We start from the raw sequence: 22,320 nt of genomic DNA, 5'->3' as shown, positions 1-22,320 counted from the left end.
GGCGGCTCCACCATTGGAGAACAAATGAATAACATCAAGGTCAAGTCCGTGAAGTTCAGCGGACCTGCAACCATCGTCTTTTTCGAGGACGGCACCAAGGCCGTCACCAAATGCAGGGATGGCGACGAGTACGACATCAACCTAGGAGTGTCGTGGGCCATCTGCAAGAAGGTCGCACGCGACATGGGAGCCACCGTAAAGGATTTGATCACAGCCGTCGTGCCGCAGGAGTCGTACCGCACGATGCCGACGTTCACCACGCGCGTCTCGGTGCGCACCATCGCGCAGCTGTTCTGCGACACCCGCATCGACTGCCTCGTTGACGCGGCTATCGAGGAGTCGCATGACGCAGCCGAGTCCGTGGCCTTCAAGCAGGCGTTCGACGAGTCACTGTGGCCCGAGAAAGCATATGCGGGAAAGCGCCCCGGCCCCGGCAACAGCAGGTACAAGCCGCTTATCGACGCATTTATCGGCAGCGGACTCTCAATTATCAGGCATAAGTACACGACGAGTAGCACCGACTACCGCGTTGGCCGCAAGGCATCAAACAACGTGCAGTCCTGCATCGACAGTTACATCAGGGCAAACGGACTCTCCGACATTATCCGCGTATATCGGGACAACGGCTACGTCTGCGTCGCGAGGATCAACAAATGACGGACAAGAAGAAGCCTGCGGGCAAATGGCACGCCGTATTGCGCGATGACGGCAAGCGCTACGTGAGCGTAACTGCCGCAGCCGTGTCGGTTGCAGCCGCTAAGTCCATGGTCAGCGCGGCCTGCCGAGACGGGAGCATGGTCGGCGGCCACTATTTCAGCTACGAGGAGGACGGCCGCCGCTACGCCTGCACATGCAAGATTTGCGGCAGGGATTTCGGCGGCGCGGCCAAGAACTCCGTCTACTGCTCGCAGGAGTGCAGGGACGAGGGACGGCGCCGGATTCACACGTCCAGCAGGTGCCGCAACGGAGTCGGCACCATGGCGGGCTACGTCTCAAAGAACGCGAAAGTCGATTCGTACCTAAGGATACGCAACGTAAGGGAGGAATGGAAATGACCGATAGCCGAACCCGAACGCAGGTGCTCTGCGACCTGGTCTGCAAGCTGACCAAGACCATCGAGTTCCTGAGCACCAAGTCGACCAGCAAGTACTCTGGGGCCATGGTCTGCAAGCTCCTCAAAGAGGTTCAGGACGAGGTTTCCGCTGCATTGGGGGCGGCAGAATGAGCGAGTACGCAAGCCATTACAAGCAGGGCGGGATGCAGACTGCCGAGAAAATCGAGCGCGTCTGCAACATCTTGAAAACCAGCGGTGAAATCAGCGGCGCGAAGATTGCCGACGTCGCTCACGCGCTCAAGTATGCCGATCGCATCGGACTCAAGGACGATGCCGACAAGGACATCTACAAGACCGCAGATTGGCTGCACCGACTTATCACTGGCAAGTTTCTGAACGAGATGGAGGGCGAGAAATGATTACCCCGCTGAAAGACATGGACGGGAACTATATCCCGCTGGACACGACCCGTCTCTACGATGGTGACGGAGCGCTTGTCAAAGTCACCGCCTATTCTTACATGGCTGATTCTGGAACATGGTTCATTGTCGACTCATACGGAGAGATTTTCTTTCCGTGCAACCTTCATCAGCATAGGCCGTCTGCGGACGATTCCGTAGAGGAGTTATGGCGCCATATGGAAAAGTGTTTTGTCGAGCTTAAGGAGCGTTGTAAATGAGTGTCGAGTTACCAAAAGACCATGAAGGCCGCGAGATTCCGCTTGATACCGAGGTGCTGTATGACAACAACGGCGTGAAGTTCAATGTGGACGAGTTCAAACTCTGCGCTTTGCCATCGTTACGGACAAGCTTCTGGATAACCAGAGGTGTATTCGGGGACGAAGAGGAGAAATGCAACTTCTTGCCGCATCTCCTGCATCTAGTCCAGCCCGACAGCTGGAAGAGGATGCTGGATGACCTGGACAAGGCGGCAAGCAAAATGTACTGCGGCACCTGCACATATTTTGGCAAGAACACCACCGATTGCGACACGTGCGCCATTGGCGACATAACCAGCTGCGACTCAGCTGCTATGCGCGACATTGCCGACCGCATCCGCAAGCTGATGGGTGAGAACGATGGCTAACGGTTGTGTGATGTGTGGTAAGACGCGATTCAACTTCGGCGATTACGACGAGGGTGTCGAGATGCGGATTGGCGAGATGGACACCGGCGAGAACATCATCGTCGTCGACCCTCCGTACGCATGGAGCATCCCGATCAATTACTGCCCGTTCTGCGGGCGCGATCTTATGAAGAAGGTGGATGAATGACGACCATGAAGCCATGCTATAGGTGCCATTCTACCGAGCACCTGCACATCACGATTGTTGACGACTATCTGCACGGCACCCTATCAGCAAAGGTAGCTTGCACGGAGTGCAACACCTATGCGCAGCTGGACTATGTGCTCACCGGGTCGCATGCCGACGAGTACAGACCGGATGACGTGCAGCTGACCAGCGAGGTCATCGAGCGATGGAATGAACATTGCAACGACATGGAAGGGATGCTCAACCATGATTGATCTGAAACCATGCCCGTTTTGTGGTAGTTCTCACGTGTACTCTAGGCCATACGGTGAGAGGGGAGACGGTAAGCCGTGGTCTGCGTATTACGTCCACTGTGACAACTGCGCATCCGATGGGCCGCTTGTTAAAGTTTATGATTTCGGCATACCTCCCGAGGCTGGCCGCAACGCGTCAATCAACCTGTGGAACGGAAGGGCTGAGCCGAATGATTAGGCATTTCTGCGACCTCTGCTATCGCCCGATTAATGGTCTGCCAGCGCACTTATCTCTAACTCGCAATGGTGCGCCCAGCAGCAATCTTATGCTCAGCGTCTACAGCAAGGAGATTTGCAAGGACTGCTACCGAGCCATCGAGGATACCGTCAAGTCCATTCGTAAGGAGGAGAAATGAGCAAGTACATCATTCGCACGGTTCACATCGTCGAAGTTCCAGATGACGCATGGTTCAACTCTGTTGACATATTTGATGACCCAGACTACTTCATCAATATGTTCGAGTCCTTTTCCTACTGCGATTCGGTCGAGGAGAAGGAGGAAAAATGAGCAAGTACACCGTCAACGTTGAGTACACCATCGACGTTCCTGATGACGAGTTCGAGGAAAACGATGACCCGATTGTTGAAATCGACGACGACTTCAACTACTTCATCGACACTTTCCAGACCGAGGCATATTGCAGCTCTGTAGAGAAGTGGTAGGAGGACCGATGAAGACGTTCGATCTTAAGCCGTGTCCGTTCTGCGGCGAGGCACCGACTATCAGGAACGGGAAGTGGGGCAATAACGAGCTTGTGATTATCTGCTGCGAAAGCCCGCAGTGTTTCGTCATGCCCGCGACGTCCATGCTGATGGGACATTCTATGGAGGAGGCTGCGTATGCCTGGAACTCTAGGAGCGAAGATGGAGCTTAAACCTTGCCCGTTCTGCGGACAGCCGATAACCAAAAAGCCGTACACGCGCCCTGACGTAGGCTCGCGGATTAGACAGGGAGTTATCAGGTGTGACTGCGGCGTGGAGATGCGAATCCACGTTGTATCTCAGGATACCGCAGAGAAGTGGAAACAGCTCGGCCATCATCTTTCTCCAGACGATGTCGCCTACTGCGGCGACAAGAACTTCGTCTATGGAGTCATCAGGTTCACCAAGGACGAGCTTGTCAAGCGGTGGAACTCTAGGAGCGACAATGCTTAGCTTCTGGCGCCACCCCATCATCTTCATCAGGCGCCTGCTGCTGCCGACTTGCAAGACGTGCATCAACCATTACGGTGAGCGCGGCACTGGATTCTGTGACTGCCAAAAATACCGCGATCGGTACGAGAAACTGGAGGGTGACGAGCTGGAGCGCACGTTCTGCTCCGAGATTCGCGGCACCCGCTACTGCAAGTACGAGGAACTTCACTAACCAAACAACCAAATAAGGAGGAGGATATGGACTCCAGCGCTATCAAGGAGATAGCCAACCAGCTGGGCGTCGGTGCCGACTACCTGCTGAACCACCTGTCCGAGTTCGCGCCGAAATGGGCGGCCATGCAGGTCGCCAAGAGCGGCGTCATCTGTGTTTTTCTGGCGGTCGCGCTCGCCGTGGCGATTCGCATGCTTATGTGGGCCATCCGCTCGAAAGATGACAGCGATACGGATTACTGCCATGACGTGACGTGCTGTTACTCAGATGACAGTATCTTTGCGATCATAACCTGCGGCATCATTGTTCTTATCCTGTTCATCGCCCTTGCGTGCAACGCAACTGACCTGGTGACGCACATCGCGTCTCCCGAGGCGGCCATGTTGAACGATATGCTGGAGGCGATGCAGCAGTGAATAAGCGAGCGATGATTTCTCAGCCCATGGCTGGTAAGACAGACGAGGAAATCGCGCAGACGAGGGACAAGGCGCACGCTAAGCTGCGTGAGATGGGTTACGAGTTCGTAAATACCCTGTTTACAGATGAATGGTACAGCGACGAGGCCATGAAGAAGCGCGGCGTTGTGCAGATTCCGCTCTGCTACCTTGCGAAGTCGCTTGAGAACATGAGCCTGTGCCATGCGGCCTACTTCTGCAAAGGCTGGGAGAACGCACGTGGATGCCGTATTGAGCACGATGCCGCCGTCGCGTACGGGCTTGAGGTGCTGTATGAGGATTAGCGATGACGAACGCCACGAGGTAGCGGCGCGACTGAGGAACCAACTCACATACATGCGAGCAAACGGGGAGTACTACAAAAACGACCGAGACATTGTTGAATGCGGTAACAGCGCCTACCGCAACATCGCGGATTCCGTTGAGAAATACAGCAACATTTTTGCTGGCTACTACATCCCCATCGTCGAAAGGCTCGCCGACTTAATCGACATTCCAACATGCGTCATGACAAACGTTGGTGGCGATTTCGAGAACTCATTCCAGTGCTCCAACTGCATGAGCGAGTTCGACATGCCCGACTTCGATCGGTATCCGTACAAGCACTGTCCTGAGTGCGGGGCGGTGGTACTCAATGCGGATTAAACCAGAGCTGGAGAAGCAGATTTGCCACCTTCGATATGCCATAAAGGATGCGTACGAATGTGATTTCAGGGGCGCTGCAGCACCGTGCTATTACTTTAAAGCGCTCACTGGCAACCAAAAGGCTATCGGTGCATCATGTGCGAAATGCCGCGCGGAACGCATGGTGGTTTTCGATGACTGCAATGTCGAAGTTGACTGCTACACCCTCATGATTATCGACTTCCTGAAAACGTTAGGCGTGGAGGTGGGAGATGAAGGCTAAGCGCACCGTCTATCTCGTCGTCGACTACGGCGGCGAATGGGAGGACAAATGGGATTCTCCCTATATGGCGTTCGACAACGAACATGATGCCGAGGTGTGCGCCGAGAAGCGATGCAAGCGCAACAGGTACGACGGAAAAGAATGGCCTGGGACATTTTGGGACGAGTACAGCTTCTCCGGTGTCGTACCGATCTCAGTGCTCATGGATGTACCAACCGAGCAGACCTGCGAAAACGTCTACGACGAAAGCGAATGCGGCGCATGTACTAACGGCTTCGAGTGCTCCGCTTGCGGATGCAGGGTCGAGGATTGCGAGGGTTACTACGTTAAAGGCACGTGGAACTTCTGCCTGAACTGCCGCAGGAAGGTGGCCAAATGTGCAAGTACAGGGTCGTGTCTGATTGCAAGCGCGTCAATTATGTCCAGTACAGCTGGAACATCTACGACGAAAGCTGGATTGCGTACATGGTGGACTGCATCGTGTACCCGGACGGCCCTGACGTGTCGCGTCTCGCGTACTTCTACTTCGACTACAAGGCCAGCAAGTGTGTGCGCCTGCCCGATCGGACTGTCCACGGCGACATATCCGCAGACGATGCACTCGCGTTCATCTTGGGCAAACTGGGCATTGAGGCAGAACAGCAAAAGGTAAGGATTACAAATGGATAACACTAAGCGATCGGTCGCCGCGACGGTGGCCTTTATTTTGGCCGTGGTGGGCATTATCGCCACGCTGGGACTCTCTGGCTGCACCGAGCGTAGCCAGGTTAGCTACAACCTATCCCAAGATGCCGACAACTTTAACGTTCGCCGCCGAGTGACAGTTATCAACATGCGCTCTGACAAGGTGCTGTTGCAGATGGAGGGCTGTCTTTCCATCGAGACCGACCCGGAAACCGACGAGCTGAACATTGTCGCCGAGCTGCCCAACGGCAAGTACCAGAAGCATTTCATCTACCTAAATGATTGGACTATGTACACGGTGGAGCAAATCGACTCCACCAAGACCGACAAGTACAACTACGAGTTCAACTTCCTGCCGCAGGAGCTGCCCGGCGTGAAGATCACAAGCAAGGACTAGTCGATCGGAGCGCCCGGCAACACGTCGGGCGCTCCACTTTGGAGGCAAAATGGCACCGACTCTCAGGCGCTGCCCTTTCTGCGGCGGCGAGGTGTACGCCCGCGAGGTCATCATCATCGGCGGCACCGAGGAGTTCGAAATCAGGCACCGCGACGAGGACTCGGCCTACAGGGACAACTGCCCGATGGTTGTCGGCCTGTACCCGGACGAGGGCGAGCTGATCGCAGCCTGGAACTACTCAAAATAGGCTCAAATAAATATTTTATTGTTAGGGGGTCACTATATGGCGGAACGTAGAATGTTCGCCAAGACCATCGTCGAGTCGGACGCCTTCCTCGACATGCCGATGTCGGCGCAGTCGCTGTACATCCACCTCGGGATGAACGCCGACGACTGGGGTTTCGTCAACAACCCGCGCTCAATCCGCAGGATGTGCGGCGCGTCGGAGGACGATTTGCGGCTGCTGGTGGCGAAGAAGTTCATCCTGACGTTCGACTCCGGCACGGCGGTCATCAAGTCGTGGTGGGTCAACAATTACGTCCGGTCGGACAGGCGCCACGCAACTCGCTACCAAGACGAGTTAGCCACGCTTTACATTGACGAGAACAAATCGTACATGACGACGGACACGGGCTTACCTGCGGATATGTTCAAGCCGGTAGCCAAAGTGGATACACTTGGTAGCCAACTGGTAGACAAACTGGAGACACCTGACTGTCAGTTGGTAGACAAAATGGATACCGAGGTTAGGTTAGGTAAGGATAGGTTAGGAGAGAGTACTAGTAACTCCTCTAGGGTTGATACTCAACCTAATCCCAAAGGTTTTGGCGCGTGCGCGCCCGAACAACCGAAAAAACGGCGGACGAAGAAGTTCGTGAAGCCGTCCGTCGAGGAGGTCGCCGATTACGCCGAGGGCTTCATCAAATCCAGAAACCTGCGATTAACTGGGGAAACGTTCCGAGCCGAAAGGTTCGTCTCGTGGTACGATGCTAACGGCTGGAAAGTCGGCAAGAACCCGATGAAGGACTGGAAGGGAGCGGTCAGGACATGGATTTTCAAGGACTACGTGGACGATTCCGCGACCGCTACGGGGGCTGACGCCCAGTCCCTCGACGCCTTCGACTTCGCCGGGACGCTGTGATGGAGCCGAGGACGTGTCCCACCTGCGGATTCCCTGTGGAGCGCAGGGTCTGGGACGTGGGCCGCGAACTGCTGATTCCCTGCAAGTGCAGGTGCTCGACGCTCGAAACCCGCAGGTCGGAGTGCTTCCCGGTCCCCGAGATGGCGTCCCAGACCTTCGCCGCCGACGACGGCGAGTTCGGCAAAGACGTTGTCGAGAAGTGCAGGAAGTACGCCGACCGACTCCCCGACCTGCACTCGGGGCTGCTGCTGTTCGGGCCTCCCGACAGCGGCAAGACGTTCCTCAGCTGCTGCATCGCCAACGCGGCGCTGGAGAAGGGCATGAGGGTGCTGATGCGCTCGATGCCGTGGGTCCTCAGCCGCAGGTACGACGACGTCGCGGAGACGATCGGGACGCTCAGCCGGGCAGAGCTTCTGGTGCTCGACGACCTCGGTGCCGAGCGCGAGACCGACTACGGCCGCGAAATCGTCTACAGCGTCATCGACACCCGCTACCAGAGCCGCAGGCCCACCGTCATCAGCACGAACCTGACGCGCAGGGAGCTGGCGGCACCCGATGACATGGCCTGCCGCAGGACGTACAGCCGAGTCCTCGAGATGTGCCTGCCGCTGGAGGTGGACACGGGCCGCAGGCGCTCAACGAGAGAGCGCTACGCGGACATGGCTAAGGAGTTCGGCTGGTGAGCATATCGCTCAAATGGGCTTAGAAAGCCACAGGATTTGATTTAAGGGCACTTTCTGGTTTGAAACCAGTCAGTGTCCTTTTTTGTTTAAAACGGGGCCTTAAAACGGCTCTCATTCGTTCGGAAGGAAGTTCTGTTGGACGAGACTGAAACCAAGGCATCGCTCGTGAAGCAAATCGTCGGCGTGAGTGCCGCCATCGTCGGCATGGTCATCGTCATCGTCGCCCTGCTCTTGGCCGAGGCGTGGCTGGTATCCACGCTGCTGTCCGTCGCGTTCGGCGTGGAGTGCATGAACCTGTGGGCGCTCGCAGACCTAATCGCCCTGTTCAACCTGTCCGTCCACGCCAAGAGCGGCCGCTAGTGCTGCGACAGGGCGAAATCAGCCAGTCGCTCTACGACTTTCGCGGCTACCAGGTCACCGCACGCTCACTGGAGCGCCTGAAACGGCAGCTCAAGACCACCAAGCCGCAGGTCGGCAAGGAGCGCATCGGATGGTGCATCGACAGGTGCGAGGAGATTCTGGACCGCGCGTGGGACGACGTCGCCGAAATCGAGTGGACGTGCGGCGACACCGCCTGCCAGCTGGTCGTGCGCCACTTCCTGTTCGACGAGGACTGGCACGACGTGTCCGCGGACATGGGCATACCCTACGACAAGGCCAAGAAGATCGCCTACGCGGCCATCAAGTCGCTCGACTCACGAGACGTTTGTTAGACCCCGTATGCGAGACTCTAAAACAGGTTTTATTGATAGGGGGGTGAAGGTGAAGCGATGCAACTACTGCGGTCGGCTGCTGGAGGCGTCCGAGTTCAACCGCAACCGCGCCAACGCCGACGGGCTGCAGCGCAAGTGCCGCGAGTGCCAGCACGCCGACAACAGGCGCAGGGCCAGCGTTTTCGGCTACGCGCGGTACAACCGCTACATCAGCCACGGCCGCTACGCCGACTGCCCGTGATGTCGTGGTACCCGCAGCCGATCGGCGAGCTGGACAGCCCAAGGGTGCGCAGGCTCACGGACTCGTGCGGGGCCGAGGGCGCTGGCGTGTGGTTCGCCGCGAAGTGCGAGCTGTACCGCGCCGCCGCCGAGGGCCTGGAGCTGACGTTCGCGGAGCTTTCGAGGGCCGTGAGCCGAGATTTGGGCATCAGCCGGAAGAAGGCGCAAAGTGTGCTGGAAACCGCTGCCAAGTGCGGTGTTTTCGAGGTGAAAAACGACGAGAAGCGAACGGTTTCCGGCTATGGGTTCCAGCAGGAGGTCGAGAGGTACAACAGCATCTCCGACCAGCGGAAACGCGCCGCCAACGCCCGTTGGTGGAACGATAAAGTATAGGTGATAACCGTTCATAGGAGGTATGCAAATGCATATGCACTTGCATTGCCATAGCATAGCATTACATTACAGGCAGAGCATTGGCTAGGCGTCCCGGGAGCATACTGGCGTCCCTGACGGTCGGCGAGCTGGCGTTCCTGCGGGTCGTGGGCTGGCGCCACAAGCAGGGCGAGCCGTTCTGCTCCACCGAGGTAACGCGACGCGGAAACGAGCTTGACAGGAAGTTCTTCTGCAGCTGCGGCAGGGACGGAATCGCCGAGATATGCGGCGGGCTTGTTTCGAAGGGCCTCCTGAGACGCGAGAGGGGCACCAACAGGTATTCGCTCACCGAGCGCGGGGCAGGGGGGTACTCGGAGCTTAGGGACACGTTCCCCAAGCCGCTCCGCGATTCCAAGGGTATGTACGTTTCGGCATCTGGTGCAGCGACGGAGGATGATTTATGACGCAGGGAAGGTACGGGAACAGCCCGAACACGCAGACACCGTCCAACAACAGCGAGACTCTGAGCATGATCAGGGAGCTTATCAGGTGGCCGTCCATCGACGCGAGCGACCCTGAGCAGCTGATGCAGCGGTTCGAGGACTACGTCGACCTGTGCGAGAGGCACGACTCCAAGATTCTGGTGAGCGGAATGTGCCAGAGCTTCGGGATGACGCGCAACGACGTTCTGGACTGGGCCAAGGGCAAGAGGACGAGGCTTGATAAGGTGCTGAGCACCGAATCGGCAGTGGTACTCAAAAATATTTTGCAAAGTTTGGAAGTTTCTTGGGAGTCGGCGATGCAGAATAACGGCTACCGCAACCCGGTAACAGGAATCTTTCTCGGTAAGAACAATTTCGGCTACAGGGACGAGTCCCAGACGGTCATCAAACACGAAGATGCAGCTCAGGGGCCTACCAAGGCCGAGCTGGAGGCCAAGTACATGGCCGCGCTGCCAGCCGAGGACGTGACGATCGAGAAGGTCGAGGAGCTGCCGCCGAGCGACTAGAAAGCGAAAGACCCCACTGCAATAAAACGCAGAGGGGTCTTTTTTGTGCCGACTTTCGGGGCCACTAACGACTTTGGCGGCCACTATAGGGTTGTCACGACTTTCGCAGCCACTAAGGGAGGAAAATCCGATCGCTCGCCGCGACTGTCACGACTTTCGCGCGCACTATAGGGTTTTCTGGTTCCCGACTTCTGGCTATGACGGAAACTGGCTGGCGAACGGCCGTTTTCCGGTTGCAGGGTTTTGGGGCGATCGAGCGCGTTTTGGCGGCTTGACCTGCTATATGTGCGCTCACTGCGTCAGCGCGGCGTACCAGTACAAGGCGCTACAATCCCCCAAAAACGGGCGTAAAAACGTTGACGGTGCAGCAGTGCCACGGGCGTAAAACGGGGCTAGAATCGCCTTATAAACGGCTTGAACGTGGCGCTGATATGCCCGGTGCGGGCGTTGCGTAGGTGTAGGCGTCTCCATATGTTGAACACAAACGACGCACATATATAGGCTCACGTGGTACGGCCGTGACGCTAGTACGAGGATCAGAAACGAAAAACGGCCCACGGTGTAGGCCGTGAGCCGTTGCAGGAGGCATAAAAAACGGCCCCGACAAACGCCGGGGCCGCTGGTCTAGTTGTATTTGAGTAGGAAAACGAGAACGATAACGGGCAGGATAACGGGCGCTAGTGCCAACGCTAGCAGGTAGATAAAGACGTTTCTCACGGGCTACACCTCCTCTAGTTATTGAGGATTGAAAAAACGACGGCGACAACGGCGCACGCTGCAACGCCAACGGCAACGCCTAACCAGTACGCATACCAGGTAGACGTTTTTGCAAGCTCGAACAGCATTACGCGACCTCCTCGACGTCGAAATAATCACTGGCGACGCGCTCAACCTCGGCGGCGTCGTACGAGTTTTCGAGCGCAACTCCGCATAAACTGTCGACCTCGTCCCACGTTTCGAGGGTATCCCCGGCGGCATCGTTCCATACGTGGCGGCGCTCCAGTTTCAAAACGTAATAATCGTTCGTAAACCATCTATCCCACTCGGATATAGCAGCGTCGAGCGCTACGCCCTCGTCTGGGTTCACTGCTACGACGGCGTCGCACCAGTCCGACGGGCATACACCAGCGAACGAGTGATATACGGCCTCGTATCCGTTGCGTTTTAGGTGCTTCACCAGTGCGCGGGCAACGCCGGAGTAACCAGTGTAGAAATAATCGCTAACGGCCTTCTCGACCTCCTCCAGCGCGCTGATAACGGCGGGCGCGCCCTCGTGTATATCGAGGTTATGGCATGATGCGACCTCGTAAAAAACTGTGTCCAGCAGGTGCGACGGTGGGTCCTGCGGCCCGCAGTCGTAATCGACGGCGACGCGGTACGACGGTGTGAGCTGGTAGTTAATCATTCTGATCCTCCCAGTAATCGGAGAACATAAAGAAACATATCGAATAAATCGCGACGTCGTCGAAGGGATCAACCGGCGTTGTACCGGCGTCGCCTGCAGGCTCCCAGTTGCCGCCGTGGCACTCCTCGACTGCTATCAGATAGCGCCCGGGCGCGGCCGTGGTGTATACGGCCGCGCGGACGTTTGCAACTAGTTCGACGGTGTGAATGAGGCTCACTAGTAGCACCCCCAGTAAAGTTCGGTGAACTCGTCGTCGATAGCACTGCACACTTCGCCGGGGATATACGACACGGCGCGGTCCGTCCACCAAAACCCCTGCACCTCGCAGTCGTTTGTGTCGATGTAGATATTTGGGCCGCCGCAGGCGACCATAATGCGATAACCCGTCGGGACGTCGCGGTTGCTCATGTTTACGGTAGCGGTGACGTCGTAGTTATCGTCAAGATATTCGAGGAGGCCAACGGTATCGCAGTCGTCTGGTAGCTCTTCGCCCTCGTCTAGTACTTCCATGTTACCGTCCTCGTCGGTGTAAAGACGGTCCTCGTATGCTGCTACTAGCATTTCAGCGATATGGTTTGTTTGCTCCTGTAGTTCGTTGGTGGTATCGTTGCTCATGGTATCAGTTCTCCATTCTGTACCGTGGCCCGCACAAGTTCCGTTTGTGCGGGCCGTTTTTTTGTTAAAAAACCTCGTTGGCCTCAAGGTCAAGCGTTAGCGAAACGTGGCCGCGCTTATAGGCCCCGGCGTTGCGGCTATAGGCGCACGGATACACCTCGATACCCTCCAGCGCCACGGCGTAATACAAGATGGCGCGGCGGCGGTTAACCTCCAGGGCGTCCATAATGTCCGCTACAACCTCGTCCGGGGTGTAATACAGATAGTTGCCTAATAGGTCTGCGTTCAATGCATTAAGCGCGGCCGTAATAACTCCGGCGGCGGTGTGCGCGTTGGTATGGATGAACGAGGCGTTTCCGCGTTTGTCCTCGACGTAATAGGTTGTTGCCATGTTTGATCCTCCTTGCATATAGGCTCTAACCGTTCATCGTTGGCTATATAGGCTATAGCCGTTCAATCATCGCCGTTTGTCGTTTGTCACTCCTTATAGATATAGGCGATACCCGTTCGTTGTTGGCGAGTTGCAAACCGTTGAGTTTGTGGCTTATTGCTCGACTGCTTGCACTATAGCACCTAATAAACGTGGGGTACCGGGCAGTTTTTCCGACCCAAGGCAACCCCGCTACTAAGCCCCCCGAGCACCCAAAAAAAACAAAAAGGCCTTTACAGCCGAACGGGAATACCCTATATTGTCGGTAACGGAAGGAGAACCCATGAACTACTCGGATGCTTACAAGCAAATCATGAAATCGCGCGGATACACGCAGCGTGAGCTGGCGGCGGTCATCGGCATAGCGCAGGGTTCGCTGTCCTGCTCGCTCAAGGACGGCAACCCGACGCTCTCGACGGCCTCGAAGTACCTGGGACCGCTCGGCTACAAGCTGGCACTGGTGCCCGTGGGGTCGAGACTGCCGGACGGCTCTCACGTATTGGACTGTCAGTAGGGGAGAATGGCAGGCCGCGTGCTCGCTTTCACGACCTGCCGGGCCACTTTTTTGCGCTGAGTGGCTGATACTAGGAGTATTCTACATGATTTACGGTTACGCCCGAGTGTCCACGAAAGGGCAGCTTAGGGACGGAAACTCGCTAGACGCTCAACACGAGTCGCTGTCAGAGGCGGGCTGCACCGAGATAGTGCAGGAGGCGTTCACGGGCACCACGACCGACCGACCGGAGTTCGATGCCCTGCTGGAACGCTTGCAGGACGGCGACACGCTGGTCGTGACCAAGCTCGACCGAATCGCGCGCACCGTGACTGGCGGCTGCGAGGTCGTGAGGTCGCTCCTCGACCGTGGGATAACCGTCCGCGTGCTCAACATGGGCACCTTGGACAACACCCCGGTAGGCAAGATGATGGTCTCCGTGATGTTCGCCATGGCAGAGTTCGAGCGCGACATGATCGCCCAGCGAACCGCAGAGGGCAAGGCCGTCGCCAAGCAGAAACCGGGCTGGCGCGAGGGCAGGCCGCCAGCTGAGGTGGACGTGGAGGAGTTCAAGCGCCACGTTGCGCTGGTGAAGGCGAAGAAGGAGAAGCGGCGCGACGCCTGCGCACAGCTCGGCATAGGCGTGAGCACCTACACGAAGATAAGGCGCCGACTGATCGATTCAGGAGAGCTTGAAGGCTAGACGCAAGCCCTGTCGGGATTTCCCCGGCGGGGCTTTTTCTTTGCCGCACGAGCGGAAATTGCACCGCCGCGACCCTATGCGGCATGGATGCACTTACCAAGAACATACTCAACTACATCTCCCTGAACCCGAGGGACATAGGCGCGTACCGCGACCTCGTGTCCATGCAGCGCCAGCGCAGGCATGACGGGACGGACGAACACGACGCCCTGAAAGCGTCGCTCGACGCCGTGATTGCCGCCATGCGCGGCGGCTGGGCGGACGTCGAGGGCATTTCGGCCCTCATGGAGGCCCACCGCGACCTGCTGACGCTCGACGGCAAGTGGGATTTCGACTCGTTCGCGCAGGCGATGGAAATCGACCGAACGCCGGACAGCAGGCTATGGCTCCCGAGGCGAAAGCAGCTGTGGCGGCTCTATCAGGAGCTGCAGTGGTTCGAGACCGACCCGAACGCAGAGTTCCTGAGCGTTTCCATGCCTCCGCGTACCGGAAAATCGTCCAACTGCTCGATGGCCATGGTCTGGCACCTCGGGCGCGACCCGCTCCACTCCAACCTGATGACGGCGCACTCGGACAAGCTGACCAAGCACTTCTACCAGCAGTGCCTGCAGTTCGTAATCGACCCTGAGTACAGGTTCTCCGAGATTTTCCCCGACTCGCCACTGGTGTGGCAGTCCTCGGAGGACGAGGCCTTCTCGCTCAAGAAGCACGGGGCCTACCCGACATGCACCTGCCGATCGGTCGAGGGCACCCTGACGGGCGCAGTCGAGGTCGGCGAGGGCGGCTGGCTGTATGCGGATGACTTGGTCAAGGACCTCGAGGAGGCCATGTCCCCGCGCCGACTGCAGGGCAAGTGGGAGGCCTACATCAACCAGTGCTACGACCGCCGAAAGACCGGCTCCAGGCAGCTCATGGTCGGCACGCGCTGGGACGTGAACGACCCAATCGGCCGCATGACCCGTCTCCACGAGGGCGAGAGCGGGTTCCACATCCTGACCATCCCCGCGCTCGACCCGATTTCCGGCGAGAGCAACTTCGACTACCTGTACGGCGTAGGGTTCGACCGCAAGTACTACCTCGACATGCAGCGCACCACCGACAGCGCGACCTATGCCGCCAAGTACGACGGCACGCCGTTCGTCCGCGAGGGGCAGCTGTACAGCCCGGATTCCCTCGAACGCTATCTGGAGCTGCCCGCAGGGGAGCCGGACCGCGTCATGGCTGTCGTCGACACCAAGGGCGCGGGTGAGGACTACTGCGCGATGCCGATCGCCGCGCAGTGGCGTGGCTCCGACAAGTGGTTCATCGTCGACTTCCTGTGCGACCACTCCGCCCCAAAGACCGTTAACCAGCGACTCGTGAACTTCATCGACAAATACGGCGTACAGCAGGCGCGCTTCGAGTCGAACGCCGCTGGCGGCAAGGTCGCCGAGGACGTCGCCGACATGCTCAAGGAGAGGGGCGCGCTGTGCGCCGTCTCCAAAAAGTACACCGGGTCGAACAAGGAGACCCGAATCCTCGCAAGCTCCTCGTGGGTCATCGACAACTGCGTTTTCAGGGACACGACGCTCTATGAGCCGGGTTCCGACTACTCGATCGCCATGGGCCAAATCACCTCGTACGTCCTCGACGGCAAGAACCAGCACGACGACGCGCCGGACGCGCTGTCGATGCTCGCGGACTTCCTGAGCAAGTCGCTTAGGGCCAAGGCGCGCGTAACCAAGAGGCCGTTCTAATCCGGCACGAAGGTTTTCGGCGCCGAACCGAACATCTCCCAATAGGGGCGCAATCCCCATTGAATCGCTGTTGGCTGGCCGTTTTCACCTCCTTCCTTCCGGCCAGCCAGCATCGAGCGAGAAGCGGAGATAAGTTGGCTGAGACCTACAGCGAATCTGAAAACAAGGGCATCAAGAGCACCCTGCTCCACGGCAGGCGCCGTATCGTGTGCGGCGAGCAGAACATCACCGCCGCGAACGTGCGCGAGGTGCTGGACCGCTCGACGATGGTGCACGGCTGCAACTCCTCCGACATCGACTACCTGTGGAAGTACTTCCTCGGCTACCAGCCGGTCATCTACCGCAAGAAGGAAGTCCGTCCCGAAATCAAGAACATCGTCCTGGAGAACAGGGCGTACCAGATTGCCAAGGACCGCGCCGACTCGCTTGCCGGGGAGCCTATCGCCTACAGCGCGCACGGCTCCTCCAAGGACTGCGAGGACGTCGAGCAGGTGAACGATGAGCTGAGCCACAAGGTCCAGCAGCTCAACGACTTCTGCATCGCCGCCGACAAGCACGCCTGCGACATGGAGATTGTCCAGTGGATGTGCGTCTGCGGCGTCGGCTACAGGCTCGTGCTCCCGAACTCGGGGGACGGCAAGACCATCGACGACGAGCAGCCGTTCAAGGTCGCGTCGCTCGACCCGCGCAGGACGTTCGTGGTCTACACCAACGACGCGTTCCATGAGCCGCTGTTCGCCGTCACCTACGTCATGGATGACGTGACCAACGAACCAATCTACAGCGTCTACACCGACCGACTCGTATTCACGGTCGACAGCGACTCCGTAAAGACGGCCGTGAACCCGCTCGGCATGGTTCCGATCATCGAGTACGACGCCAACTCCGAGCGCATGGGCGTTTTCGAGGCCGTCCTGAGCCTGCTCGACGCAATCAACGAAATCGAGTCCAACAGGGTCGACGCCATCGCCCAGTTCGTGCAGGCGCTTCTCGTGCTCGAGAACGTCGAGTTCGAGGACGATGACGCCGAAACGGGCTTCAAGAAGCTCATGGAGATGGGATGCCTGCAAATCCACTCCACCGACGAGAACAAGGCCTCGGTGCAGATGCTCACCTCCGAGCTTAACCAGGACCAGACGCAGACGCTGGTGGATGCGCTCTACAAGACCGCGCTGTCCATCTGCGGAATGCCGTTCAACGTCGGTGGCTCAGGCTCCACCTCGGACACGGGCGCCGCAGTCACCATGCGCGACGGCTGGTCCAACAGCGAGAGCCGCTGCAAGGAGACCGAGGTCCACTTCAAGCGCGGCGAGCGCCTGTTCCTGCAGGCAGTCGCCACTATCCTCGATACCTCCATCAACCTCGGACTCAGGCCGCGCGACGTCGACATTAAGTTCACTCGCCGCAACTACGAGGCAATCCAGTCCAAGGCGCAGGTGCTGTCGACCATCCTCGGCTGCGGCAAGGTGCACCCGCGACTCGCTTTCGAGTACTGCGGCATGTTCCCCGACCCCGAGACGGCATACGACCTCTCGAAGTCCTACGCGGACGAGCAGGCGCAGCGCCAGATGGAGCTGGCCCAGGCCAAATCGGTCAACCCCGGAGACGACTCCGGTGCAGATAGCAATGCCGGGAAACCCGGCGAGTCCGCAGGCGGCAGCGTCAGCGCCGCAGGCAAGGGGACGCGACCCCCGTCAACAAAGCGTAGCCAAGGAAAGGAAAGCAACTAAATGAATCGTGACCAGCTCAAGTCCCTGCTCGGCGAAGGTGCCTCCAAGGAGGTCATCGACGCGATCATGCGGGCCAACGGCGAGGACGTCAACGCCGGAAAGGCCGCAATCGAAACGCTGAAAGCCCAGCTTGAGGAGGCAAACGGCAAGATTTCGTCCCTTGAGGACGAGGCCAACAAGAACCTCACGGCAGACGAGCAGTGGCAGAAGCAGCTCGACGCCGCAAACGCGACGGCAAAGCAGGCCCTGCGCGACCTCAACGAGGCGACCGCAGCGGCGGTTTTCGCAGGCGCCGGCATGTCCGAGGACGAGTACAAGCCGTTCATCGGCTCCGTCATCGGCGGCACCCGCGACGAGACGACCGCAGCCGCAAAGGCAATCGCCGACGTCGTGGCCGCCAAGGCCAAGGCCGCAGCCGATGACGCCAAGAAGCAGGCGCTGGCTGGGATGCCGCAGCCGCATGGCGGCGACGAGGGCAACGGCGCGATTACGACCAAGAAGCAGTTCAGGGCTATGAGCGACACCGAGCAGATCGCTTGGAAGCAGCAGAACCCCGACGCATGGAAGAACCTCTCTTAGAAAGGCATTAAATGGCTGGCAAACTCTACATGGCCGACAAGACCTTCCCGTTCGACGAGGACATTTTCTTCGCCGACTACCAGGACGAGCCTGACCTTGTCAAGAACGTCCTCGTGACCTCGGGCATCATGGTCGACGACCCGCTTATCAAGTCCAAGGTCAACGCCGGAAACCAGTTCACCATCCCGTTCTACAACGCCCTCGACGAGGCCGACGAGCAGAACTACGACGGCGTGACCGACATCACCCTGTCCACCATCGGCGCCAGCTCGCAGACCGGCTACGTCTACGGTCGCGCCCACGGCTGGTACGCCGACGACTTCCCGCAGGACTTCACAACCGCCAACCCCATGGCCGCCATCGCAGCCCGTGCCGCGAAGTGGCGCCAGACCAAGCGCAACAAGCGCCTCGCCGGAATCGCCGAGGCCGTTATCGGCGCCAAGGGCATGACCGACCACACCGTCACCGTCGACCAGCTGACCGCCACCACGCTGTCCGACGCCGCCCAGAAGGTCTACGGCGACAACAAGTCCACCGTCAAGCTCGCCCTCATGCATTCCTCCGTTGCGCAGGCATTCGAGGACATGGAGCGCGTGGACTACCTCAAGTACACCGACCCCAACGGTGTGACCACCGACCTCAACGTCTACCAGGTCAACGGCCTTACCGTCCTCGTGACCGACGAGATGCCGCACACCCCCGCGACCTCCGGCGAGGGCGCCAAGGCCGCGACCTACACGACCTACCTGTTCGGCGAGGGCGCCTTCCGCTACGCCGACATCAGCGTCGCCCGCCCCGTGTTCAACGGCCGCGACGAGCTTAAGCGCGGCGGCACCAGCTACCTCGGCTACCGCCTGCGCGAGGCCATCCACCCAAACGGCTTCAACTTCACCGCCCCCAAGGAGACCGGCGCGAGCAACCCGAACAAGGGCAACCCCGTCATCTCGCCGACCGACGCCCAGCTCGCCACCGCAGGCAACTGGACGCTGGCTTACAGCGAGCACCGCGCCATCCCGTTCATGAAGCTCGTCACCCCGGGCGTCGCTTAGAACATGCTTAGCGACGAGGACAAGCTGAAACAGGTCTGTGCCCTCACGGGAGCAGGGCAGGAGGCAGACGGCGGGCTGATCGCAGCCTACCTGTCTGCCGCCCGCTCCCTGATTCTGGAGACGCGCAACCCGTTCGCCGACGACCCGGACTCGGTCGCATGGGAGCCTCGATACGACTCCCTGCAGTGCCTGATTGCGGCGGACATGTACAACTGGCGCGGGGCCGACAACGAGATTACGCACGTCGAGAACGGCATCACCCGAACCCGATCGAACGCAGGCGTCTCCAAGCAGCTCCTGCAGCGCATCGTCCCGCGATGCAAGTCGAGGTCCGTCCAGTGAGGTGCATGGAGCGCAACAGGCGCGCCATGTGGCTCTCGAAGCCATCGCGCACCGAAATCATGGACGGCGAGTACGGTACCGGCGAGTACGTAAACGGCTGGTCCGACCCGGTCGAGGTCCGCGTGAACGCGTCCGCCCCCAGCGGCGACAGCTCCTCCAGCCCGTTCGGAACGCAGGTCGCATACGACCTGCAGCTGGTGGCCGAGTCGAACCGCTGGGGCATCGACGAGGGCGACCGCATGTGGCTAGGGGACAAGCCCGAGCTGCTGGCTGACGGCCAGCCCTCCATGTCCGGTGCGTACGAGGTAAAGCGCGTGTCCCCGTCGCTCAACTACTTCGCGTTCGGACTCACGAGGGTCGACGGCCGATGAACATCACGGCAGAGCTGTCCTATAGCTCGCTCGCGGCGCTTGAGAAGCGGCTTCGCGGATACGCGGACGGACTCGACGAGAAGTCGGGCCAGCTCGCCGAGGAGCTTGCCGAGACTGCGGCCGACACGGCAAAAGAGCTGTGCCCTTCTACGCGCGTGACCGAGACGATCGGCTACCGCAGGACTGCGGACGGCGCGGAGGCCTTCGCAAACGGACCGGTCCTGTCGCCCGCCGACGGCTCATACGAGGTGCCCCTGAGCCACATCCTGGAGTTCGGTTCCGGCATCCGTGGAGACGCCGCATACGGCTCCGAGAACGGCTACACGGTCAACCAGAGCGGCAGGGGAGAGTCCGGCTGGACCTACCCGAAGGACGACGGCACGTACGGCTTCACGCACGGCCATATCGCAAGCCGATTCATGGGCGCCGGTGCGGACGAGGCGCGTTCCGAGGTCGTCAATACCGCCAAGAGGATTTTCAAGTCATGAACGACCACTCCACCCGAATCTTCAACTACGTGCGCCAAGAGGTGACCAAGAGGTACCCGAAATGCACCGTCACCTCCAGCGCGATCAACTCAAAGGACTCGAAACTGCCCGCGCTCCTAGTTCAGTTCCGGTTCCCCGGAGAGGACGAGAGCACGCGCGACAGCTCCGGCGTGGAGCTGTGGACGCGGACGGCGGTAGACGCCCAGTCGTTTTCCGGCACGAGCGTTTTCGAGGCACGAAACATCCTAGTTGCAGCGGACGAGGCGCTGGCCCGTTGCGGTTTCCGCAGGTCGAATTGGACGGAAGTTGCCGATGTCGACCCCAGCGTTCGCCGTCTCGCTGCGACTTGGCGCGCAAAGCTCGACAAGTCGGGCACCGTTGCGCCTTGGTAACTTGAAAGGAAAATACATGGCAGTAGCTGCATCCACCACTCCCACCGCAACCATCAACACCTATTTCTTCCACTTTAAGAACCTGACCGCCGCCCCCACTGCGGCCGACTTCGCCAAGGCCGAGAACGTCGTGAACATCAAGAGCTACAGCGACCTCGGCGGCGAGCCTAACAACCTCGACGCCACCACGCTCGCCGACGAATCCCAGAAGAACGTCAAGGGCGTCAAGAAGCAGGAGGCCGTCAAGATGACCGCCAACTACACCAAGGGCGACTCCACCAAGCTCGCTGGCCTTGAGAAGCTGGGCGAGGCCGAGTGGTGGGCAATCGTCATGGGCGTCGACGCCGCTGGCAAGCCCGATGGACACGACGGCATCTACTTCTGGCAGGGCGGCCTGAGCTACTTCGAGAACGGCGGAGAGGTCGACAAGGTCCGCGAGACCACCATTGTCGTCTCCACTGTCACCGCGCCCAAGCTCCTGCCGGACGCCGCCTAGACAAAACCGAACCGATAGGGATTGCAAACCGAAAGAAAGGTAAGACATGGACGAGAACACCGAGAACATCGAGGCAACCGAGAACGCCGAGGACATCAACATCGCTGCCAAGGCGCTTGAGGACATCAAGGGCCACGACAAGATCGTCATCGAGGACGAGGAGACCGGCACCGAGTACACCCTGTGCTACTCCCGCAAGATGGTCAAGGACATGGAGAAGAAGGGCATCACGTCGCAGTACGCCACCGAAATGCTCTCTCACAGCACCCTGACCTCCCTTGAGAGGTTCATCAGCGACTTCGTCATGCCCGCGTTCAAGAAGGAGCAGCCCAAGATTACCTTCAACGAGGTTCTTGGCATCTGGCAGGGTATCGAGGACAAGCCGTACATGATTGCGCTGCTCGTCGCGCTGTTCAACCAGCCGATGACCGCTCTTATCGAAAACCCTACCGAGTCCCGAATGAAGTTCCGTCTGGTCTAGCCGGGGAAGATAAGAAACCTTCCGATGGAGGGGAGCGCTATACGGGCGATTGTCCTCTTGGACACGCGTTCGATATGGCGCTCCCCTCTGCCATTTCATTCGGGATGACCGTCGAGCAGTACTGGGACGGCGACCCTTGGCTGTACGCCGCTTTCAGGGAGTCCCAGAGGCAGCGCGACGAGCGCGGGGAGTGGGAGCGCTGGCAGATGGGACTCTACGTCTACAACTCCATCGCCTCGCTGGTCCCGGCGCTCAACCCGTTCGTCAAGAATGCCGACCCCGAGCCTTACCCGGAGGAGCCTTACGGCATCACGTCGTCTAGGACTCCCGAGGAGACTGCGGCGCACGAGGAGAAGGCAGCGCACGAGAAAATGGCTTTATGGCTCATGGGACATGGGCCAGCCTAGTGTAAGCACGGCGGGATTGCGCCCCCAGAAATGGGGT

At 59.1% G+C, this 22,320-nt stretch carries 45 protein-coding genes; 41 read left to right on the top strand and 4 right to left on the bottom strand.

The genetic code is table 11. The features are described 5' to 3' along the window. The first annotated feature begins 24 nt into the window (after positions 1-24). The 28 genes from PMX70_RS02100 to PMX70_RS01970 all read left to right on the top strand — a co-directional run bounded on the left by PMX70_RS02100 (position 25) and on the right by PMX70_RS01970 (position 10,566). On the top strand, positions 25-657 hold the full coding sequence (locus PMX70_RS02100) for a hypothetical protein (RefSeq protein ID WP_271742709.1): 633 nt from the start codon (positions 25-27) through the stop codon (positions 655-657). Next, complete coding sequence (locus tag PMX70_RS02095) at positions 654-1,055, top strand: hypothetical protein (RefSeq protein ID WP_271742708.1); 402 nt, start codon at positions 654-656, stop codon at positions 1,053-1,055. The genes PMX70_RS02100 and PMX70_RS02095 overlap by 4 nt, the downstream gene beginning before the upstream one ends. Next, positions 1,052-1,225 (top strand): hypothetical protein, encoded by a 174-nt coding sequence (locus PMX70_RS02090; protein WP_271742707.1) that lies wholly within the window; start codon positions 1,052-1,054, stop codon positions 1,223-1,225. Before PMX70_RS02095 ends, PMX70_RS02090 begins: the two co-directional genes overlap by 4 nt. After that, complete coding sequence (locus tag PMX70_RS02085) at positions 1,222-1,473, top strand: hypothetical protein (RefSeq protein ID WP_271742706.1); 252 nt, start codon at positions 1,222-1,224, stop codon at positions 1,471-1,473. Before PMX70_RS02090 ends, PMX70_RS02085 begins: the two co-directional genes overlap by 4 nt. After that, positions 1,470-1,733 carry a hypothetical protein gene (locus PMX70_RS02080; RefSeq protein ID WP_271742705.1) on the top strand — a complete coding sequence of 88 codons (264 nt, stop codon included), beginning with the start codon at positions 1,470-1,472 and terminating at the stop codon, positions 1,731-1,733. The genes PMX70_RS02085 and PMX70_RS02080 overlap by 4 nt, the downstream gene beginning before the upstream one ends. Continuing rightward, positions 1,730-2,140, top strand: a complete 411-nt coding sequence (locus PMX70_RS02075; RefSeq protein ID WP_271742704.1) for a hypothetical protein — start codon at positions 1,730-1,732, stop codon at positions 2,138-2,140. Before PMX70_RS02080 ends, PMX70_RS02075 begins: the two co-directional genes overlap by 4 nt. Then, positions 2,133-2,327 (top strand): hypothetical protein, encoded by a 195-nt coding sequence (locus PMX70_RS02070; protein WP_271742703.1) that lies wholly within the window; start codon positions 2,133-2,135, stop codon positions 2,325-2,327. Before PMX70_RS02075 ends, PMX70_RS02070 begins: the two co-directional genes overlap by 8 nt. A gap of 5 nt (positions 2,328-2,332) precedes the next feature. After that, complete coding sequence (locus PMX70_RS02065) at positions 2,333-2,581, top strand: hypothetical protein (RefSeq protein WP_271742702.1); 249 nt, start codon at positions 2,333-2,335, stop codon at positions 2,579-2,581. Then, the gene (locus PMX70_RS10125) at positions 2,538-2,798 is read left to right on the top strand and encodes a Lar family restriction alleviation protein (protein ID WP_416378128.1); all 261 of its coding nucleotides are present in this window, start codon (positions 2,538-2,540) and stop codon (positions 2,796-2,798) included. Before PMX70_RS02065 ends, PMX70_RS10125 begins: the two co-directional genes overlap by 44 nt. 174 nt (positions 2,799-2,972) lie before the next feature. Beyond that, the gene (locus PMX70_RS02060) at positions 2,973-3,128 is read left to right on the top strand and encodes a hypothetical protein (protein WP_271742701.1); all 156 of its coding nucleotides are present in this window, start codon (positions 2,973-2,975) and stop codon (positions 3,126-3,128) included. Next, positions 3,125-3,283 (top strand): hypothetical protein, encoded by a 159-nt coding sequence (locus PMX70_RS02055; RefSeq protein ID WP_271742700.1) that lies wholly within the window; start codon positions 3,125-3,127, stop codon positions 3,281-3,283. The genes PMX70_RS02060 and PMX70_RS02055 overlap by 4 nt, the downstream gene beginning before the upstream one ends. A gap of 8 nt (positions 3,284-3,291) precedes the next feature. Beyond that, complete coding sequence (locus PMX70_RS02050) at positions 3,292-3,495, top strand: Lar family restriction alleviation protein (RefSeq protein ID WP_271742699.1); 204 nt, start codon at positions 3,292-3,294, stop codon at positions 3,493-3,495. Continuing rightward, positions 3,485-3,775, top strand: a complete 291-nt coding sequence (locus PMX70_RS02045) for a Lar family restriction alleviation protein (RefSeq protein WP_271742697.1) — start codon at positions 3,485-3,487, stop codon at positions 3,773-3,775. The genes PMX70_RS02050 and PMX70_RS02045 overlap by 11 nt, the downstream gene beginning before the upstream one ends. Further along, entirely contained in the window at positions 3,768-3,986 is a 219-nt protein-coding gene (locus PMX70_RS02040) for a hypothetical protein (RefSeq protein WP_271742696.1), read from the top strand. Before PMX70_RS02045 ends, PMX70_RS02040 begins: the two co-directional genes overlap by 8 nt. Before the next feature lie 26 nt (positions 3,987-4,012). Then, the gene (locus PMX70_RS02035) at positions 4,013-4,402 is read left to right on the top strand and encodes a hypothetical protein (protein ID WP_271742695.1); all 390 of its coding nucleotides are present in this window, start codon (positions 4,013-4,015) and stop codon (positions 4,400-4,402) included. Continuing rightward, positions 4,399-4,725 (top strand): DUF4406 domain-containing protein, encoded by a 327-nt coding sequence (locus PMX70_RS02030; protein WP_271742694.1) that lies wholly within the window; start codon positions 4,399-4,401, stop codon positions 4,723-4,725. Before PMX70_RS02035 ends, PMX70_RS02030 begins: the two co-directional genes overlap by 4 nt. 52 nt (positions 4,726-4,777) lie before the next feature. Continuing rightward, on the top strand, positions 4,778-5,086 hold the full coding sequence (locus PMX70_RS02025; protein ID WP_271742693.1) for a hypothetical protein: 309 nt from the start codon (positions 4,778-4,780) through the stop codon (positions 5,084-5,086). 637 nt (positions 5,087-5,723) lie between these two features. After that, positions 5,724-6,017 carry a hypothetical protein gene (locus tag PMX70_RS02020; RefSeq protein ID WP_271742692.1) on the top strand — a complete coding sequence of 98 codons (294 nt, stop codon included), beginning with the start codon at positions 5,724-5,726 and terminating at the stop codon, positions 6,015-6,017. After that, on the top strand, positions 6,010-6,429 hold the full coding sequence (locus tag PMX70_RS02015; RefSeq protein WP_271742691.1) for a beta-sandwich lipoprotein: 420 nt from the start codon (positions 6,010-6,012) through the stop codon (positions 6,427-6,429). The genes PMX70_RS02020 and PMX70_RS02015 overlap by 8 nt, the downstream gene beginning before the upstream one ends. 49 nt (positions 6,430-6,478) lie before the next feature. Further along, positions 6,479-6,676, top strand: a complete 198-nt coding sequence (locus tag PMX70_RS02010) for a hypothetical protein (RefSeq protein WP_271742690.1) — start codon at positions 6,479-6,481, stop codon at positions 6,674-6,676. A gap of 51 nt (positions 6,677-6,727) precedes the next feature. Continuing rightward, entirely contained in the window at positions 6,728-7,570 is an 843-nt protein-coding gene (locus PMX70_RS02005; protein ID WP_271742689.1) for a hypothetical protein, read from the top strand. Positions 7,571-7,605: 35 nt separating this feature from the next. Next, a complete protein-coding gene (locus tag PMX70_RS02000) occupies positions 7,606-8,253 on the top strand; it encodes an ATP-binding protein (RefSeq protein ID WP_271742688.1) in 648 nt (215 codons plus the stop codon). A gap of 135 nt (positions 8,254-8,388) precedes the next feature. Continuing rightward, positions 8,389-8,613 (top strand): hypothetical protein, encoded by a 225-nt coding sequence (locus tag PMX70_RS01995; protein ID WP_271742687.1) that lies wholly within the window; start codon positions 8,389-8,391, stop codon positions 8,611-8,613. Then, a complete protein-coding gene (locus PMX70_RS01990) occupies positions 8,613-8,966 on the top strand; it encodes a hypothetical protein (protein WP_271742685.1) in 354 nt (117 codons plus the stop codon). The genes PMX70_RS01995 and PMX70_RS01990 overlap by 1 nt, the downstream gene beginning before the upstream one ends. A 49-nt stretch (positions 8,967-9,015) precedes the next feature. After that, complete coding sequence (locus PMX70_RS01985; RefSeq protein ID WP_271742684.1) at positions 9,016-9,207, top strand: hypothetical protein; 192 nt, start codon at positions 9,016-9,018, stop codon at positions 9,205-9,207. 44 nt (positions 9,208-9,251) lie between these two features. Then, the gene (locus PMX70_RS01980; RefSeq protein ID WP_271742683.1) at positions 9,252-9,578 is read left to right on the top strand and encodes a hypothetical protein; all 327 of its coding nucleotides are present in this window, start codon (positions 9,252-9,254) and stop codon (positions 9,576-9,578) included. 80 nt (positions 9,579-9,658) lie between these two features. Beyond that, entirely contained in the window at positions 9,659-10,021 is a 363-nt protein-coding gene (locus tag PMX70_RS01975) for a hypothetical protein (RefSeq protein ID WP_271742682.1), read from the top strand. Beyond that, the gene (locus tag PMX70_RS01970) at positions 10,018-10,566 is read left to right on the top strand and encodes a hypothetical protein (RefSeq protein ID WP_271742681.1); all 549 of its coding nucleotides are present in this window, start codon (positions 10,018-10,020) and stop codon (positions 10,564-10,566) included. The genes PMX70_RS01975 and PMX70_RS01970 overlap by 4 nt, the downstream gene beginning before the upstream one ends. A gap of 844 nt (positions 10,567-11,410) precedes the next feature. Here PMX70_RS01970 and PMX70_RS01965 read toward each other — a convergent pair. From PMX70_RS01965 to PMX70_RS01950, 4 genes are all read right to left on the bottom strand, one after another. Continuing rightward, entirely contained in the window at positions 11,411-11,971 is a 561-nt protein-coding gene (locus tag PMX70_RS01965; RefSeq protein ID WP_271742680.1) for a hypothetical protein, read from the bottom strand. After that, positions 11,964-12,188, bottom strand: a complete 225-nt coding sequence (locus PMX70_RS01960) for a hypothetical protein (RefSeq protein WP_271742679.1) — start codon at positions 12,186-12,188, stop codon at positions 11,964-11,966. Before PMX70_RS01960 ends, PMX70_RS01965 begins: the two co-directional genes overlap by 8 nt. After that, complete coding sequence (locus PMX70_RS01955; RefSeq protein WP_271742678.1) at positions 12,188-12,586, bottom strand: hypothetical protein; 399 nt, start codon at positions 12,584-12,586, stop codon at positions 12,188-12,190. The genes PMX70_RS01960 and PMX70_RS01955 overlap by 1 nt, the downstream gene beginning before the upstream one ends. A 64-nt stretch (positions 12,587-12,650) precedes the next feature. After that, positions 12,651-12,977 carry a hypothetical protein gene (locus tag PMX70_RS01950; RefSeq protein ID WP_271742677.1) on the bottom strand — a complete coding sequence of 109 codons (327 nt, stop codon included), beginning with the start codon at positions 12,975-12,977 and terminating at the stop codon, positions 12,651-12,653. 322 nt (positions 12,978-13,299) lie between these two features. Here PMX70_RS01950 and PMX70_RS01945 point away from each other — a divergent pair, with 322 nt between their 5' ends. The 13 genes from PMX70_RS01945 to PMX70_RS01885 all read left to right on the top strand — a co-directional run bounded on the left by PMX70_RS01945 (position 13,300) and on the right by PMX70_RS01885 (position 22,283). Then, positions 13,300-13,530 carry a helix-turn-helix domain-containing protein gene (locus tag PMX70_RS01945; RefSeq protein WP_271742675.1) on the top strand — a complete coding sequence of 77 codons (231 nt, stop codon included), beginning with the start codon at positions 13,300-13,302 and terminating at the stop codon, positions 13,528-13,530. A gap of 85 nt (positions 13,531-13,615) precedes the next feature. Then, entirely contained in the window at positions 13,616-14,212 is a 597-nt protein-coding gene (locus PMX70_RS01940) for a recombinase family protein (protein WP_271742674.1), read from the top strand. 83 nt (positions 14,213-14,295) lie between these two features. Further along, on the top strand, positions 14,296-15,948 hold the full coding sequence (gene terL, locus PMX70_RS01935; protein WP_271742673.1) for a phage terminase large subunit: 1,653 nt from the start codon (positions 14,296-14,298) through the stop codon (positions 15,946-15,948). Positions 15,949-16,082: 134 nt separating this feature from the next. Continuing rightward, positions 16,083-17,678, top strand: a complete 1,596-nt coding sequence (locus PMX70_RS01930; RefSeq protein ID WP_271742672.1) for a phage portal protein — start codon at positions 16,083-16,085, stop codon at positions 17,676-17,678. Next, positions 17,679-18,257, top strand: a complete 579-nt coding sequence (locus PMX70_RS01925) for a hypothetical protein (RefSeq protein WP_271742671.1) — start codon at positions 17,679-17,681, stop codon at positions 18,255-18,257. 11 nt (positions 18,258-18,268) lie between these two features. Then, positions 18,269-19,306 carry a hypothetical protein gene (locus PMX70_RS01920; protein ID WP_271742670.1) on the top strand — a complete coding sequence of 346 codons (1,038 nt, stop codon included), beginning with the start codon at positions 18,269-18,271 and terminating at the stop codon, positions 19,304-19,306. Between the two features lie 3 nt (positions 19,307-19,309). Further along, the gene (locus PMX70_RS01915) at positions 19,310-19,648 is read left to right on the top strand and encodes a phage head-tail connector protein (protein WP_271742669.1); all 339 of its coding nucleotides are present in this window, start codon (positions 19,310-19,312) and stop codon (positions 19,646-19,648) included. A gap of 5 nt (positions 19,649-19,653) precedes the next feature. Next, positions 19,654-20,019 (top strand): hypothetical protein, encoded by a 366-nt coding sequence (locus tag PMX70_RS01910; protein ID WP_271742668.1) that lies wholly within the window; start codon positions 19,654-19,656, stop codon positions 20,017-20,019. Continuing rightward, the gene (locus PMX70_RS01905; protein WP_271742667.1) at positions 20,016-20,507 is read left to right on the top strand and encodes a hypothetical protein; all 492 of its coding nucleotides are present in this window, start codon (positions 20,016-20,018) and stop codon (positions 20,505-20,507) included. The genes PMX70_RS01910 and PMX70_RS01905 overlap by 4 nt, the downstream gene beginning before the upstream one ends. Continuing rightward, positions 20,504-20,899, top strand: a complete 396-nt coding sequence (locus PMX70_RS01900; RefSeq protein ID WP_271742666.1) for a hypothetical protein — start codon at positions 20,504-20,506, stop codon at positions 20,897-20,899. Before PMX70_RS01905 ends, PMX70_RS01900 begins: the two co-directional genes overlap by 4 nt. Positions 20,900-20,915: 16 nt before the next feature. Continuing rightward, positions 20,916-21,395 carry a hypothetical protein gene (locus tag PMX70_RS01895; RefSeq protein ID WP_271742665.1) on the top strand — a complete coding sequence of 160 codons (480 nt, stop codon included), beginning with the start codon at positions 20,916-20,918 and terminating at the stop codon, positions 21,393-21,395. A gap of 46 nt (positions 21,396-21,441) precedes the next feature. Continuing rightward, on the top strand, positions 21,442-21,876 hold the full coding sequence (locus tag PMX70_RS01890) for a DUF5055 domain-containing protein (RefSeq protein WP_271742664.1): 435 nt from the start codon (positions 21,442-21,444) through the stop codon (positions 21,874-21,876). Between the two features lie 74 nt (positions 21,877-21,950). Beyond that, positions 21,951-22,283: a hypothetical protein gene (locus tag PMX70_RS01885; protein ID WP_271742663.1), complete on the top strand. Its 333-nt coding sequence runs from the start codon at positions 21,951-21,953 to the stop codon at positions 22,281-22,283. Positions 22,284-22,320 lie beyond the last annotated feature (37 nt).

It is taken from the genome of Collinsella aerofaciens (assembly GCF_028206795.1).
GTDB classification, from domain to species: Bacteria; Actinomycetota; Coriobacteriia; order Coriobacteriales; family Coriobacteriaceae; genus Collinsella; species Collinsella aerofaciens_AX.
The sequence above is the reverse complement of the archived record's forward strand: the minus strand, read 5'-3'. Positions and strand labels throughout refer to the sequence as shown.